The 13,073-nt window shown below is 67.0% G+C and carries 14 protein-coding genes; 10 read left to right on the plus strand and 4 right to left on the minus strand.

Features of this window, described 5'->3' with window-relative positions:
• The first annotated feature begins 29 nt into the window (after positions 1–29).
• The 7 genes from BMZ21_RS02090 to BMZ21_RS02120 all read left to right on the plus strand — a co-directional run bounded on the left by BMZ21_RS02090 (position 30) and on the right by BMZ21_RS02120 (position 6,283).
• Entirely contained in the window at positions 30–791 is a 762-nt protein-coding gene (locus BMZ21_RS02090; protein ID WP_091829296.1) for an SDR family NAD(P)-dependent oxidoreductase, read from the plus strand.
• Between the two features lie 2 nt (positions 792–793).
• Positions 794–1,339, plus strand: coding sequence for a MarR family winged helix-turn-helix transcriptional regulator (locus BMZ21_RS02095; RefSeq protein ID WP_091829298.1), 546 nt, complete (start codon positions 794–796; stop codon positions 1,337–1,339).
• Positions 1,336–2,169, plus strand: a complete 834-nt coding sequence (locus BMZ21_RS02100) for an enoyl-CoA hydratase family protein (protein WP_091829300.1) — start codon at positions 1,336–1,338, stop codon at positions 2,167–2,169. The genes BMZ21_RS02095 and BMZ21_RS02100 overlap by 4 nt, the downstream gene beginning before the upstream one ends.
• A gap of 1 nt (position 2,170) precedes the next feature.
• A complete protein-coding gene (locus tag BMZ21_RS02105; protein WP_091829302.1) occupies positions 2,171–3,346 on the plus strand; it encodes an acyl-CoA dehydrogenase family protein in 1,176 nt (391 codons plus the stop codon).
• Positions 3,347–3,422: 76 nt separating this feature from the next.
• Positions 3,423–5,066 (plus strand): AMP-binding protein, encoded by a 1,644-nt coding sequence (locus tag BMZ21_RS02110; protein ID WP_091829303.1) that lies wholly within the window; start codon positions 3,423–3,425, stop codon positions 5,064–5,066.
• Positions 5,067–5,091: 25 nt separating this feature from the next.
• On the plus strand, positions 5,092–5,523 hold the full coding sequence (locus tag BMZ21_RS02115) for a RidA family protein (RefSeq protein WP_091829305.1): 432 nt from the start codon (positions 5,092–5,094) through the stop codon (positions 5,521–5,523).
• Positions 5,524–5,629: 106 nt separating this feature from the next.
• Entirely contained in the window at positions 5,630–6,283 is a 654-nt protein-coding gene (locus tag BMZ21_RS02120; RefSeq protein WP_091829307.1) for an EF-hand domain-containing protein, read from the plus strand.
• A gap of 61 nt (positions 6,284–6,344) precedes the next feature.
• Here the strand turns inward: BMZ21_RS02120 and cysN are convergent, their stop codons facing one another.
• From cysN to BMZ21_RS02135, 3 genes are read right to left on the minus strand one after another with little or no spacing between them, the layout of a single operon-like run.
• Positions 6,345–7,973, minus strand: coding sequence for a sulfate adenylyltransferase subunit CysN (cysN, locus tag BMZ21_RS02125; RefSeq protein ID WP_091829309.1), 1,629 nt, complete (start codon positions 7,971–7,973; stop codon positions 6,345–6,347).
• Positions 7,973–8,875, minus strand: a complete 903-nt coding sequence (cysD, locus tag BMZ21_RS02130; RefSeq protein WP_091829311.1) for a sulfate adenylyltransferase subunit CysD — start codon at positions 8,873–8,875, stop codon at positions 7,973–7,975. Before cysD ends, cysN begins: the two co-directional genes overlap by 1 nt.
• The gene (locus BMZ21_RS02135; RefSeq protein ID WP_244543655.1) at positions 8,872–9,690 is read right to left on the minus strand and encodes a phosphoadenylyl-sulfate reductase; all 819 of its coding nucleotides are present in this window, start codon (positions 9,688–9,690) and stop codon (positions 8,872–8,874) included. Before BMZ21_RS02135 ends, cysD begins: the two co-directional genes overlap by 4 nt.
• Before the next feature lie 256 nt (positions 9,691–9,946).
• Between BMZ21_RS02135 and BMZ21_RS02140 the strand changes: the two genes are divergently transcribed.
• The 3 genes from BMZ21_RS02140 (at position 9,947) to BMZ21_RS02150 (ending at position 11,563) form a co-directional block, all read left to right on the plus strand.
• Positions 9,947–10,138 (plus strand): hypothetical protein, encoded by a 192-nt coding sequence (locus BMZ21_RS02140; protein ID WP_091829315.1) that lies wholly within the window; start codon positions 9,947–9,949, stop codon positions 10,136–10,138.
• Positions 10,139–10,205: 67 nt separating this feature from the next.
• Entirely contained in the window at positions 10,206–10,592 is a 387-nt protein-coding gene (locus BMZ21_RS02145; protein WP_091829317.1) for a nuclear transport factor 2 family protein, read from the plus strand.
• Between the two features lie 83 nt (positions 10,593–10,675).
• Positions 10,676–11,563 (plus strand): alpha/beta fold hydrolase, encoded by an 888-nt coding sequence (locus BMZ21_RS02150; RefSeq protein WP_091829319.1) that lies wholly within the window; start codon positions 10,676–10,678, stop codon positions 11,561–11,563.
• A gap of 128 nt (positions 11,564–11,691) precedes the next feature.
• Here the strand turns inward: BMZ21_RS02150 and BMZ21_RS02155 are convergent, their stop codons facing one another.
• A complete protein-coding gene (locus BMZ21_RS02155; protein ID WP_143079633.1) occupies positions 11,692–13,011 on the minus strand; it encodes a M23 family metallopeptidase in 1,320 nt (439 codons plus the stop codon).
• Positions 13,012–13,073 lie beyond the last annotated feature (62 nt).

Consider the following 13,073-nt stretch of genomic DNA (forward strand, 5'->3'; position numbering starts at 1 on the left):
ATATTGACTGCCAAGAGGGAGTGAACGGCATGGCATCGGCTCTGGCGGGACAACATGCCCTGGTGAGCGGCGGCGGACGCGGCATCGGCCGCGCCATTGCCTCCATCCTGCGCCAGGCCGGCGCCCGCGTCTCGATCATCGGCCGCAATGACGGCATCCTGCAACAGGCGGTGATCGCTGGCGCAGCCGATGCCGCCCATGCCGTCGACGTGACCGATGAGAGCGCCGTGAGCGAGGCGATGGCCGGACTCTCGGCGGGACAACCCTTCGACATCGTCGTCGCCAACGCCGGCGCGGCCGAAAGCGTCAGCTTCCAGCGCAGCGACGCGGAGCTGTTCCGACGCATGGTCGAGATCAACCTGATCGGCACGGTGAACTGCTTCCGTCCCGCTTTGCCGGGCATGACCGAGCGCCGCTCGGGCCGGCTGATCGCGATCGCCTCGACCGCGGGGCATCGCGGCTATGCCTATGTCTCGGCCTATGTCGCCGCAAAGCACGCGGTGGTCGGCCTCGTGCGCTCTCTGGCGCTGGAGACGGCGCGCTCCGGCGTCACCGTCAACGCGGTCTGCCCCGGCTACACCGACACCGACATGGTCGCCGGCAGCCTGACGACGATCGCCGCCAAGACCGGCAAGAGCCGCGACGAGGCGCTGGCGGAGCTGACCAAGGACAATCCGCAGCACCGGCTGATTACGCCGGAGGAAGTCGCGGCCGCCGTGCTCAATCTCTGCGGGCCGCAAAGTCGCGGCATCACCGGGCAGTCCATCCTGATCAATGGCGGGGAATTCTGACCATGGAAATCCCGTCCACCGCCCCCTTGCTCGACCGCGAAACCAAGGCGAGCGAGCGCCCCGGCGACCACAAGGATGAGCTGCGCCTCTGGCTGCGGATGCTGACCTGCTCGACCCTGATCGAGAGCGAGATCCGCACCCGCCTGCGCGAGGAATTCAAGACGACGCTGCCGCGCTTCGACCTGATGGCGCAGCTCGAGAAGTCGACCACCGGCATGACGGTCGGCGAGGTCTCGCAGCGGCTGATGGTCTCGAACGGCAACGTCACGGCCGTCGTCGCCGGCCTGCTCACCGACGGGCTGGTCGACAAGCGCCCGGCGGCGCAGGACCGGCGCGTCCAGGTGCTGACGCTGACCGCCCAGGGCAGGCGCGCCTTCAAGGCGATGGCCGAGCGTCATGAAGGCTGGATCGCGGAGCTCTTCGCCGACCTCGGCCCGGCCGAGATCGGCCAGCTCTTCCGTTTGCTCGGTGGGGTCAAGGCCTCGCTCCACCAGGCCATCAGCAACCGCCAGAACGGCACGCCGACCGCGGCGGGAGAGACCGAATGACCAGCGCAAACCCCGTCACCCTGCCGCTTTCCGGCTTCAAGCCGCAGCATTTCCAGCTCTCGGTCGCCGGCAAGGTCGCGACCGTGACGCTGAACCGGCCGGAGAAGAAGAACCCGTTGACCTTCGAGAGCTATCGCGAGCTGACCGATTTCTTCCTCGCAGCGCAGAAGGAGGAAGCGGTCAAGGCGATCGTGGTGACCGGCGCCGGCGGCAACTTTTCCTCGGGCGGCGACGTCTTCGAGATCATCGGGCCGCTGGTCGCGATGGATACCAAGGACCTGCTCAAATTCACCCGGATGACCGGCGAGCTGGTCAAGACCATGCGCGCCTGCCCGCAGCCCATCGTCGCCGCGATCGACGGCATCTGCGCCGGCGCCGGCGCGATCATCGCCATGGCCTCGGACCTGCGCCTTGGCACGGCCGAGACCAAGATCGCCTTCCTGTTCAACCGCGTCGGCCTCGCCGGCTGCGATATGGGCGCCTGCGCGATGCTGCCGCGCATCATCGGCCAGGGCCGCGCCGCCGAATTGCTCTATACGGGCCGGGTACTCAAGGGCGAGGAAGCCGAGCGCTGGGGCTTCCTCAACCGGCTCATCGCCCGCGAGACCGTGCTCGCCGAGGCACAGGCGCTCGCGGCCGAGCTCGCCGACGGGCCGACCTTCGCCAACGCCATGACCAAGCGCATGCTGGAGATGGAATGGGCGATGTCGGTCGAATCCGCGATCGAGGCGGAGGCGGTGGCGCAGGCGCTGTGCATGCAGACCGAGGACTTTTCCCGCGCCTATCACGCCTTCGCCGAGAAGCGGAAGCCGGTGTTCGAGGGCAACTGAGATGGCTGCGCTCGGCACAGGAATCTTCGGCGACACGCTCGACTGGCCCTTCTTCGAGGCGCATCACCGCGACTTCGCCGGGCGGCTCTCCGCCTGGGCCGACGCCACCCTGCCGGGCCTGCCGCATGACGATGTCGACGAAGCCTGCCGGGCCCGGGTGAAAGCGCTGGGCGAGGCTGGTTTCCTGAGGGCCGCCGTACCGGCCGAATACGGCGGACTGCATGCCGCGCTCGACGTACGCACGCTCTGCCTCGCCCGCGAAATCCTCGCCGCCCGCGACGGGCTCGCCGATTTCGCCTTCGCCATGCAGGGGCTGGGGACCGGCTCGATCAGCGTCGCCGGTTCGCCCGAGATGAAGGCGCGCATCCTGCCGGCGGTGGCGCGCGGCGAGAGGATCGCGGCCTTCGCCCTCTCCGAGAAGGAAGCCGGCTCCGACGTCGCCGCCCTGGCGACAACGGCGACGCCGGACGGCAATACCCATGTCCGGATCGACGGCGAGAAGACCTGGATCTCGAATGGCGGCATCGCCGATCATTACGTCGTCTTCGCCCGCTCCGGCGAGGCGCCCGGCGCGCGCGGCCTCTCGGCCTATCTGGTCGAGGCCGATACGCCTGGGCTTTCCATCGCCGAGCGCATCGACGTGATCGCGCCGCATCCGCTCGCGACCTTACGCTACGATGGCTGCCGCATCCCCGCCGCGAACCGCATCGGCGGTCCTGGCGACGGCTTCAAGGTCGCCATGGCGACGCTCGATATCTTCCGATCGACGGTCGGCGCCGCGGCGCTCGGCTTCGCGCGGCGGGCGCTGCACGAAACGGTTTCCCATGCCAAGAACCGCAAGCTCTTCGGCGGGACGCTCGGCGACCTCCAGCTCTCGCAGGCCGCGATCGCCGACAGCGCGACCGAGGTCGATGCCGCCGCCCTCCTCGTCTACCGCGCCGCCTGGACCAAGGATCGGGGCGCGCCTCGCGTCACCCGCGAGGCGGCGCTCGCCAAGCTGGTCGCGACCGAGAACGCTCAGAAGGTGATCGACCGCGCCGTGCAGATCCATGGCGGGCTCGGGGTCACCCGCGGCGTCAAGGTCGAGGAACTCTATCGCGAGATCAGGGCGCTCAGAATCTACGAGGGCGCCAGCGAGGTGCAGAAGGTCGTGATCGCACGCGACCTGCTGAAGTAGGCGCGAGCATGGTCCGCAAAAGTGGGAACCGGTTTTCCGACAAGACCACGCTCAAAAAATAGACCAGGGGAACGAGATGGGTACCGCAGATCTCATGCGGTCGGGACATGTGGACTCTTTCGCGCGGGACAACCTGCCGCCGCGTGAAAGCTGGCCGCGCCTCGACCTCGCAGCCGCCGGGCTGAGCTATCCGGAACGGCTCAACGTCGTCACCGAGTTCGTCGATCGCCATGTCGCCGAGGGGCGCGGCGAACGCGACGCGGTGATCGGCCCGAGCGAGACCTGGAGCTATCGGGCGCTCGCCGAAATCGTGAACCGCATCGCCAATGTGCTGACCCGCGATCTCGGCATGGTGCCGGGCAACCGGGTACTGCTGCGCGCCGCCAACACGCCGATGATGGTCGCGACCTATTTCGCGGTGCTCAAGGCCGGCGGCGTGGTGGTCGCGACCATGCCGATGCTGCGTGCCGGCGAGCTCGCCTATCCGATCCGCAAGGCAAGGATCGGGCTGGCGCTGTGCGATGCGACGCTGGTCGATGAACTCAAGGCTGCCCAACAGCTTGCAGCAGAACTCTCGACCATCGTCACATGGGGCGATGGCGAGCTAGAAGCCCTGATGGACAAAGCCGGCTACGAGAGTTTCGAGCCGGCTGACACGGCGCAAGACGATGTCTGCCTGATCGCCTTCACCTCGGGCACCACCGGCGAACCCAAGGGCACGATGCATTTCCAGCGCGACCTGTTGGCGATCTGCGACGCCTATGGCGCGCGCGTGCTGCAGGCTGCACCTGACGACCGCTTCATCGGCTCGCCGCCGCTCGCCTTCACCTTCGGGCTTGGCGGAATCGTGCTCTTTCCCTTGCGCATCGGCGCCGCCTGCATCCTGCCGGCCAAGGTGGCACCGCCCGATCTCGCCGAAGCGATCGAGCGCCATCGTGCGACGGTCTGCTTCACCGCTCCCACTGCCTATCGCGCCATGCTCGGCAAACTCGCCGAGCGCGACCTCTCTTCACTGCGCATCTGCGTCTCGGCCGGCGAAACGCTGCCGAAGGCGACCTTCGACGCCTGGCAGGAGGCGACCGGGCTGCCATTGATGGACGGGATCGGTGCCACCGAGATGCTGCACATCTTCATCGGCGCGCCGCGTGGCAAGATCCGGCCGGGCTCGACCGGCCTCCCGGTGCCCGGCTACGAGGCGAAGGTCGTTGACGAGGACGGCAAGGAGGTGCCGGACGGCACGCCCGGGCGCCTCGCCGTGCGCGGCCCGACCGGCTGCCGCTACCTCGCTGATCCGCGACAGGCCAAATACATCCTCGATGGCTGGAACGTCACCGGCGACACCTATCTGCGCGATGGCGACGGCTATTTCTGGTATCAGGCGCGCTCCGACGACATGATCATCTCGGCCGGCTACAACATCGCCGGGCCGGAGGTCGAGGCGTCCCTGCTGACGCATGTGGCGGTGGCCGAATGCGGCGTCGTCGGAGCGCCCTGCCCCGAGCGCGGCCAGATCGTGAAGGCCTATGTGCTGCTGCGCGAGGGCTTCACTGGCGATGCAGCGCTGGCCAAGGCGCTGCAGGAGCATGTCAAGGCGACGATCGCGCCCTACAAATACCCAAGGGCCATCGCCTTCGTGACAACCCTGCCGAAGACCTCTACCGGGAAGCTGCAGCGCTTCGCCCTGCGCGAGATCGCGCGCCTGGAAGCTTCGGCTTCCTGACTATTGCTCGAGAAAGACCACGCCCATGACCAGCGGCACCTCGCCATCCGATTCCGCTTCGCGCCGCGCCCGCGCGGTCCTGCCCGAAGGCTGGCCGCAGCCGCGCGGCTATGCCAACGGCATGGTCGCCGAAGGCAAGGTTCTGGTGACCGGCGGTCTCGTCGGCTGGGACGTCCAGGGCGTCTTCGCCAAGGGCTTCGTCGCCCAGGTCGGCCAGACGCTCGCCAACATCAAGGCCGTGGTCGAAGCCGGCGGCGGCAAGGTCGAGGATATCGTGCGCCTGACCTGGTACGTCACCGACATCGAGGCCTATCGCAACAGCCTGGCCGAGCTCGGCCCGGCCTATCGCGCCAATCTCGGCCGGCATTTCCCCGCCATGGCGGTGGTCTCCGTTCCCGCTCTGGTCGAGCCGGAGGCGATGGTCGAGATCGAGGCGACAGCGGTGCTGCCGGGCTGAGCCGTCGCTCCGGCGCAGTGTAAGACGCGCTAGGAATTTACCAAGAATTAGCCACGATACTCGACGGCGCCGCCTGATCCGGGCGGTGAATCGTCAGGAGTATCGCATGACGAGTATCAGCGGCGCTGGGGGCTTTCGCCCGCCACCGCCAGGAGAGCCGCCGAGTTTCGACAAGCTCGACAGCAATAGCGACGGGGTGCTCAACCTCGCCGAATTCTCCGCCGGCGCGCCGAAAGGCGCCGACAACGCCAAGACAGAGAAACTGTTCAAGGCGATGGACACCGACCAGGACGGTTCGGTCAGCAAGGCGGAATCGGACGCCTTCAAGGCGAAGGCGGAGAAGGCCGACCAGCAGACGCAGGCCCTCCTGCTGATGCTCCAGTCGGATACGGCCAACGCCAAGACGACGGCCGAGACCGACGCCAAGGATGGCGAGGACAAGAACTACTTCGCCAAGCTCGATGCCGATTCAGACGGCAGCGTCGCCAAGGACGAATTCCTGAAGGTGGTCGCTCCCGACGGAGACAGCTCGAACGGCCTGCTAAGCCGCCTCTTCGCCGCGATGGATGCGGACAAGGACGGCCAGGTCTCCAAGGAGGAGATGGCCGACTTCAAGAAGCAGATGGAAGAACGCGCCTCGCAGCGGCCGCCTCCGCCACCATTGCCGGCGGAGATCAGCGGCGCGTCGGAAGCTTATGGCCAGACCTACCAGCTCGGAGCGAAAGCTTCCGCTGGCACGACCTATTCCCAGGCGGCCTGATCACCGCTTGCGCAACGCCGGGCCGGCAGAAGGCCGTCCGGCGCTCTTCGGGATACGCGGTTCAGATGCCCGCCCCGTCATAGAGCGAAGGCGGTGCCTGCTTTGCCCACAGCCTCGCATGCAGGCCCTTCAGCAGCGGCCGCAGCGCGATATCGCCGAGTGCAAGCACGGCCGCGAGACCCCACTGCCCCGTCGACAGCGCCACGACGGCGAAGACGAACAATCCGCTTGCCAGGCGCCAGCTCGCGGCCTCGAACCAAGCGCGTCGTTCCTGCGCACCGCGCCCGCCGACGAGACGCAGGACCGCGCGGCTGACCGCACCAGCCTCAGTGATCGAACGAGCCTTGTCCTGAGCTTTATGGGTCTCGACAAAGCCGAAGGCGACCGTCTGGTTGCTGAGCCTGTCGATCAGAATGAAGCCACCGAGCTCGCGGCTATGCGTGTAGTCGAGCACTGCGAGCTGCCGGTCGAGCGTCAGCGTCGCCAGGCCGATGCCGTTCATCGCCAGGCTGTCGGCCGGTGCCTCGGCATAGCTTTCGATATCGACGCTGTGGTGCAGGCGCACGATCTGCGCGTTGGCGCTCGCAGTGGCGAGCTTCACGATGAACTCGCCGCCTTCGCGCAACGCCGCCTCGCCGGTCCAGAGCAGGCGCGCCTGTAATTCCTGCTTCACCACCGGAGCGTGAGCGACCGAGGCAATGACGTCGCCGCGCGAGACGTCGATCTCGTCCGCAAGCGTGACCGTCACCGACTGGCCGGCGCTCGCCTGCGAGACGTCGCCGGACGGCGCGAGGATGCGGGCGATCGTGCTGCGACGGCCCGACGGCAGCGCCGCGACCGCATCGCCCACGCGCAGGCGCCCGCGCGCGACCGTGCCGGCGAAGCCGCGGAAGTCGAGATCGGGACGGTTGACCCATTGCACCGGCAAAGCGAAGCCGGTTTCGACTTCCGCCTCAGCGACGACCACGACGGATTCGAGCAGGGGCAGCAGCGCCGGGCCGCGATACCAGGGCGTCAGCTTGGAAAGACCCGTGACGTTCTCGCCGTCTCGAGCCGAGACCGGGACGAAGTCGATGCTGGCGAAGCCTAAGCCCGCGACGGCCTTGCGATAGTCCTGCTCGATCTGGCGGAAGACCGCCTCGTCATAGCCGACCAGGTCCATCTTGTTGACGGCGACGACCACATGGCGGACGCCGACCAGCGAAACGATGAAGGAGTGCCGGCGCGTCTGCGGCAGCAGGCCCTTGCGGGCGTCGATCAGGATGATGGCGAGGTCCGCGGTCGAGGCGCCGGTCGCCATATTGCGGGTGTACTGCTCGTGACCGGGCGTGTCGGCGACGATGAAGCTGCGCTGGTCGGTCGAGAAATAGCGATAGGCGACATCGATGGTGATGCCCTGCTCGCGCTCGGCCGAGAGCCCATCGACCAGCAGAGCGAAGTCCGGCGCCGCGCCCTGCGTGCCGAACTTGCGGGAATCTGAGTCGAGCGCAGTGAGCTGGTCGTCGAAGACCGCGCCGGCCTCATAGAGAATCCGGCCGATCAGAGTCGACTTGCCGTCGTCGACCGAGCCGCAGGTGATGAAGCGCAGCAAGGCCCGCGCGCTGCCCTCGGTTCTCTGGCTCTGGTCGTTGGCGGGGTGCGGCTGACCAGCCGGAGCGGGCTGGCCCTTCAACTTCGCGAGCGCCGCCATCAGAAATAGCCTTCCTGCTTCTTCTGCTCCATCGAGCCGGAGCCGTCATGGTCGATGACGCGCCCTTCCCGCTCGGAGGAACGTGACGCACGCATCTCGGCGATGATGTCGGTAAGGTTCGCCGCTTCGCTCTCGACCGCGCCGGTCAGCGGGTAGCAGCCGAGCGTGCGGAAGCGGACCATGCGGGTCTCGAGCTTTTCGCCGGGCAGCAGCTCCATGCGCTCGTCGTCGCGCATGATCCAGGCGCCGTTGCGGCGCACGACCGGGCGCGGCGCGGCGAAATAGAGCGGCACGACCGGGATGTTCTCGAGCGCGATGTAGTCCCAGACGTCCTTCTCGGTCCAATTGGAGAGCGGGAAGACGCGGAAGCTCTCGCCCTGGGCCTTGCGGGTGTTGAACAGCCGCCAGGGCTCGGGCCGCTGGTTCTTCGGATCCCACCGATGCTGGGCCGAGCGCAGCGAGAACACCCGCTCCTTGGCCCGGCTCTTCTCCTCGTCGCGACGGGCGCCACCGAAGGCCGCGTCGAAGCCGTATTTGTCGAGCGCCTGCTTCAGCCCTTGCGTCTTCATCACATCGGTGTGCAGGCGCGACCCCGAGGCGAACGGGTTCACGCCGGCCCTCCGGCCCTCCTCGTTGATGTGCACGATCAGGTCGAGCCCGAGCCGGCTCGCGGTCTGGTCACGGAAGGCGATCATGTCCCGGAACTTCCAGGTCGTGTCGACATGGAGCAGCGGGAATGGCGGCTTGCCGGGATAGAAGGCCTTCATGGCAAGATGCAGCAGGACCGCCGAATCCTTGCCGATCGAATAGAGCAGCACCGGCTTTTCGCAGGTCGCGGCGACCTCGCGGATGATGAAGATCGCCTCGGCTTCGAGCTTCTGCAGATGACTGAGCTGGATCACGCCAAAACCTCCGCGGCCGGCTTGGACCGCACCAACCGGCCGTCCGGGCCGACATGCAGGCCGCACTCCTTGGCGGCTTCCTCTTCCCACCACCAGCGCCCCGCCCGCTCCGGCTCGCCCGGCTGGATGGCGCGGGTGCAGGGCTGGCAGCCAATCGAGAGGAAACCCTTCTCATGCAGCGGGTTGAGCGGAACATCGTGCTTGCGGGCGAAGGCCAGCGCCTGGTCGCGCGACCAATCGAGCAGGGGATTGAACTTGATGAGGCTGCGCTCCCGGTCGGCCTCGGCGAGCGCGACGCCACCGCGTGCGGCCGACTGGTCGGCGCGCAGGCCGGTGATCCAGGCGGCGGCTCCGGCGAGCGCCCGGCCGAGCGGCTCGACCTTGCGGACATTGCAGCAGGCCTTGCGGGCCTCGATCGAATTGTAGAAGCCGTTGATGCCGTGGCCGAGTACGAAGGCCTCGACCGCGTCGTGACGCGGATAGAACGGCATGATCGTGATGCCGTAGCGCGCCTCGGTCTGCGCCCAGAGCGCATGAACCTCACCGAAGAGCCGGCCGGTATCGAGCGTGACGATCTCGATCGGCAGGTTCTGGGTTGCGATCAGATGGGTGACGACCTGATCCTCGAGGCCGAAGCTGGTGGTGAAGACGAGGCGCCCACCAGTGTTCCGCACCAATCCTGCGAGGCGCTCGGCTGCATCCGACGTTCCGAACGCAGCATTGAGGTTTTCGGCCTGTTCCTGCAACTCGACCATGTACTTGCTCTGCGCAGACAAGGCCGACGCGGCCGGCACGATGCCGCCCTCGCCCGCCACGACCTGCCATGTCGTCAGTCAGTGGGATGTTCTGTAAATCGAACAATCCACATATAACTTGAAAGCCTATCAATCAATTTACATCAGATAGCGTGAATTTTCTTATTTCGAGGAAGAAGGAGAAAATCCTTCCCGATCCACCGACTCCGTAGCCTGCTCGCAAGCGCGCCTGAGCCGTTGCCACAGGAACTTTCGCTCAAGCACCTGCGTTGACGGGACATGCAGGCTGGTCCTGCGACACTACAGGGGGACTATCATGGCGAATTCGGCAAACCACGCGGTCGAGAGCTTGCGCAAGGAGCAGCGCGAACAGCGCAATGACGCGAAGAAGGCGGGTGGCTCGGCCGAGAAGGAACTCGACAAGGCGCTGAAGGACACCTTTCCCGCCAGCGATCCGGTCGCGCCGCAAGTTCCGACCAAGCCCGGAGCGCCCAAGCACCGGAGCTGATGCTGACACGCTCCATCGCGGACGGAGCTATTCTCCATCATCTCGGCCTGACGAGATGGAGATGGCTATGCCTGACCGTGCGAGAGTCGATGCCTTTGTCGCCGCCGTCGTGAGCGGCGATCATGTCGGCGCCATTCGCGATTTTTACACTGACGACGCGACCATGCAGGAGAACGCCAACGAACCGCGCCGCGGCCGCGAGGCGCTGATGGCGCACGAGGCGCGCGCGCTGGAGCGGCTCGAGAAGATGCACACGCATCCCCCCGCCGCAGTGCTGGTCGACGGCGACCATGTCGTCGTCCGCTGGATTTTCGACGCGACCGACAAGACAGGCGTGACGCGCCGGCTCGAAGAGCTGGCTTTCCAGCGCTGGCGGGGCGACCGCATCGCCGAAGAGCGCTTCTTCTACGACACCGGAAGCGCGTGGCGGGAGGTCGGTTCAAGCGCAACCTGACAGCAAGGTCAGATCGGGACACCTGAGCTCTCACTTGCAGCTGGTCTCGCCGGAGCGCTATCGACGTGGAAGCGAGAGCGTCGATGATTGCTGGTGATGAGAACGAGGTCCGTCCTGCTGCGGCGTTCCTGCCCAGCGGGGTCCGGCTTCATCTGAAGGAATTCGGATCCCGGGATGCCGAGCCGGTCCTGCTCCTGCATGGCTGGCCCCAGACGTCTTATGCCTGGCGGCACGTTGCGCCGCTGCTAGCAAAGGCCGGATACCGGGCGATCGCGGTGGATCTGCGTGGCTTCGGCCACAGCTCGAAGCCGCCCGACGGCTATGACAAGAAGAGCGTCGCACGCGACCTGCTCGAACTGCTCGACAGCCTCGCCATTCCGTCGTGCTGGGTGGTCGGTCACGACATGGGCGGACAGGTGGCCTATCCGTTCGTGGCGCAATGGCCGGAGCGGGCGAAGGGCCTGGTGTTCATCGAGTCGGGCCTGCCCGGCTTCGGCCAGGAGAACGCCATGAACATCGCGCAGGGCGGGAGCTGGCATTTCGGCTTCAACGCCGCCGGCGACATCGCCGAAGCCCTGGTCGCCGGCCGCGAGCACATGTTCATCCGCCATATGCTGCATCGCGACAAGGTCGGGCTGTGGGACCGCACGGCCATCGCCGAGGCGGACATCGCGGTCTATGCCGCAGCAGCAGCAGCCCCCGGCTGCCTGCGGAGCATGTTCGCCTACTACAGAACCCTGTTGTCGCATGACCTTCAGGACAACCTGGATTTCGGCTCGCGCAAACTGATGCTCCCGGTCCTGGCGATCGGCGCCGAGCACGGTTATCGCGGCGCAGCCCTCGCGACGATGCAGCGGGTCGCGGCAAATCCACAAGGCTGGATCGCCAGCCATAGCGGGCACTATGTTCCTGAAGAGCGCCCGGCCGAACTGAGCGAGCGGCTCGTCTCCTTCTTCGCCGGCGCCGGCTAGAGCAATTCCAGCAACAGTGCGCAGCGGTTTTGCGTCAGGAGTTGCGTGAAAACAGAGAGATGGAGCATTGGAGGCGAACCCGCGTTCGCCGGAAATGCTCTAGGCGCCGGACGGCACCTCGCGCCCACTCAGCGCAGGCCGCTCGGCCCGACCGTCAGCTTGTCGCCAATCTGGATGAATTTGAGGGGATTGCGCGCCTCGTCCGAGAGCCGCGTCTCATAGTGAAGATGCGGGCCGGTCGAGCGGCCGGTCGAGCCGACGCGGCCGATGACCTGGCCTGCGGCGACGATCTGGCCGGCCTTGACGTCGAAGGCCGAAAGATGGCCGTAGCGCGTCGTCACGCCATTGCCGTGATCGAGTTCGACGAGGTTGCCGTAGCCGCCGGCAACCTCTGCACGCAGCACCTTACCTGCCCCGGCAGCGTGCACCGGCGTGCCGGTCTCGCCTCGAAAGTCCATGCCGGCATGCATCGCGGTGCCGCCGGTGAACGGATCGGAGCGCGGGCCAAAATTGCTGGTGGTGGTGTCGTCGGTCGGGACCGGGCGCTGGAATGGGACGATGGTCGCAAGGTCACGCCAGCGCCCGAAAACTGCGCGCGCTTCGCCGAGCTGCATCAGCGCATGCTCGAAGGTACCGGGCTTCACCGTCATCGGTATGAGCGGGCCGCCCATGCCCGGCTGGCCCGGCGGCAGCTTGACCTTGGCAGGATCGAGCCCGATCTCGGACAGCGCTGCCTTCACTTCCTGCACACGGCCGACGAGCTGGCGCCCGAGCGCCGGAAGCTGCTGGTTCTGGCCGTTCTGCACCCGGTCGAGCGATTGGCCGAGTATGGCGATGCGCTGGTCGAGCGACATCGTCTCAGCTGCCTTGACCGCTGCCGCGACCTGCCTGCGCTGTTGCGCCAGTATGGCGGGATTGACGCGATCCAGTACATTCTGGCCATCGGCGAACTGATTGCCGCCCTGCGCCTTGGCGCCGCCCTGCGGCAGGATCGGCCCGACTGCCTGGCCGGTCAGCGCGCCGAGCAGGGCCTGGCGGGCCTCGAGCTCGATCTGACGCGTGATCAGGTCGGCGAGCTGGTCGCCCGCCTTGCCGGACGCAGCGGGCTGGCCCGGCTGCGACGGCAGGCCGGGCGAATTGCCGGATGCGACGATGGCGCTGACGAGGCGACGCTGCAGCGCCTTGAGCTTCTCGTCATAGCTGCTCTGCAGGATGGCCTGCTCCTGCTGGAGTGCCGCGACGCGGCTCTTCTCCTCATAGAGCAGATAGCCGGTGACGCCGGCAGCGACGATCGCCAGGACAGCCAGCATCCAGGGCAGCACGCTGCCGCGTCCCGCCCCTGACCGTCCGCCGCCGCTACGTGGACGCCGCGCTGTCTCGCTCTCCGGCTGGAGAGAGGTGGTGCTGGCGGCCTCGTCGGGCCGTCGCTTCAGGCGAACCGGTTGCACGTCTCTGTTTCCACGTCGAACCCGCCGCGCAAGTATATCTCAAACAGAGATCGGCGGCGATG

The organism is Allobosea lupini, assembly GCF_900109525.1.
GTDB lineage: Bacteria > Pseudomonadota > Alphaproteobacteria > Rhizobiales > Beijerinckiaceae > Allobosea > Allobosea lupini.

Bases quoted from the DNA above. Each gene is read 5' to 3' on its own strand.
- BMZ21_RS02090 (WP_091829296.1), top strand. From the start codon at position 30: ATGGCATCGGCTCTGGCGGGACAACATGCCCTGGTGAGCGGCGGCGGA.
- BMZ21_RS02095 (WP_091829298.1), top strand. From the start codon at position 794: ATGGAAATCCCGTCCACCGCCCCCTTGCTCGACCGCGAAACCAAGGCG.
- BMZ21_RS02100 (WP_091829300.1), top strand. From the start codon at position 1,336: ATGACCAGCGCAAACCCCGTCACCCTGCCGCTTTCCGGCTTCAAGCCG.
- BMZ21_RS02105 (WP_091829302.1), top strand. From the start codon at position 2,171: ATGGCTGCGCTCGGCACAGGAATCTTCGGCGACACGCTCGACTGGCCC.
- BMZ21_RS02110 (WP_091829303.1), top strand. From the start codon at position 3,423: ATGGGTACCGCAGATCTCATGCGGTCGGGACATGTGGACTCTTTCGCG.
- BMZ21_RS02115 (WP_091829305.1), top strand. From the start codon at position 5,092: ATGACCAGCGGCACCTCGCCATCCGATTCCGCTTCGCGCCGCGCCCGC.
- BMZ21_RS02120 (WP_091829307.1), top strand. From the start codon at position 5,630: ATGACGAGTATCAGCGGCGCTGGGGGCTTTCGCCCGCCACCGCCAGGA.
- cysN (WP_091829309.1), bottom strand. From the start codon at position 7,973: ATGGCGGCGCTCGCGAAGTTGAAGGGCCAGCCCGCTCCGGCTGGTCAG.
- BMZ21_RS02140 (WP_091829315.1), top strand. From the start codon at position 9,947: ATGGCGAATTCGGCAAACCACGCGGTCGAGAGCTTGCGCAAGGAGCAG.
- BMZ21_RS02145 (WP_091829317.1), top strand. From the start codon at position 10,206: ATGCCTGACCGTGCGAGAGTCGATGCCTTTGTCGCCGCCGTCGTGAGC.
- BMZ21_RS02150 (WP_091829319.1), top strand. From the start codon at position 10,676: ATGATTGCTGGTGATGAGAACGAGGTCCGTCCTGCTGCGGCGTTCCTG.